Consider the following 1091-nt stretch of genomic DNA (forward strand, 5'->3'; position numbering starts at 1 on the left):
GGAGGCGGAGGTGGCGGCGGCGCGGGAGGTGGCGCCGGTGGCGGCATGGCCATGAACATCACGGCGCCCGGTGGGGGCGATGGCGGCGGCGGTGGGGGTGCAGGCGGAGGCGGCAAGGCCTCCCAGCTCACCATGGATGGACAAAGCATCCAGCTCAATGCCGCCAAGATCCGGCTCGAAGCCCAGCAGGAAATCCTGCTGACCTGCGGCGAAAGCACCATCCGCATCACGCCCGGCGACATCCAGATTCTCTCGCCCATGGACCGGCTCAACTGCTGAGGCCCGCATGTCCTGCAGCCCCTGCATTCCCCGCATCTTCCGCATCCGCCGTCCCGTTCTCTCTCACCTCTCCAGGAGCAGCCTCGCATGAGTGGCCAACCCGCAGCCCGCATCACCGACAGCGTCGTCAAGGGCAAGATCGTCACCGGCTCGCGCACCGTGCTCATCGGCAGCCAGGGCGGCCTGGCCTGCTCCGTCTGCCCGGACGGCATCACCGTCGGATCCCCCGTCAACCCCCAGCTGGGCGCCAAGGTCCTGCTGGGCGCACAAGACCTGGACTTCGCCCTGCCATCGGCTGCGCTGCCCGTGGCCTGGCAGCGCCAGTACAGCAGCTACGTCAACCCCGAGCACGGCGCTGCCTGCGGCCTGCTGGGCCATGGCTGGCACCTGCTGCAGGAGCTCAGCATCCGCCTGCAGGACGAGGCCACCTTGCTGCTGGACGCCAGCGGCCGCGTCATCACCTTCGACCAGCCTCTGGCCCCGGGCGGCCAGCTGCACAGTGCCAGCGAAGACATCTGGCTGCTGCGCGGCGGCAGCACGGAGCCGGACGGAGGTACTGCGCCCTGGGCTGCGAACCCGCGCTGGTCGCATGTGGAGGCGGCGCTGGCGTGCAATCCCGAGGCCATCCTGGCCTTCAGCGGCGATGGCGACACCCTCTGGGGCTTTGGCCCCCCGCCCGGTGAGTCGGTCGATGGCCCCTGGCGCCTCATGGCCCAGATCGACCGCTTCGGGCGCCGCCAGCTCTACCACTACAGCGACGGCACCACACCCGAGGCCGGCCACAGTGCCAGCAAAGAGACCATGCCCGCAGG

Annotated in this window: 1 protein-coding gene and 1 pseudogene; both read left to right on the top strand. The window is 70.1% G+C overall.

Going from position 1 to position 1091, the window contains the following annotated elements:
- Positions 1–279: pseudogene (locus ACF8NF_RS19835) on the top strand (type VI secretion system tip protein VgrG); the annotation flags it as partial.
- Between the two features lie 87 nt (positions 280–366).
- A partial coding sequence (locus ACF8NF_RS19840) for a DUF6531 domain-containing protein (RefSeq protein WP_392451108.1) occupies positions 367–1091 on the top strand: 725 nt, incomplete at its 3' end.

The organism is Delftia sp. WSY_22 (assembly GCF_043104185.1).
GTDB lineage: Bacteria > Pseudomonadota > Gammaproteobacteria > Burkholderiales > Burkholderiaceae_C > Comamonas > Comamonas tsuruhatensis.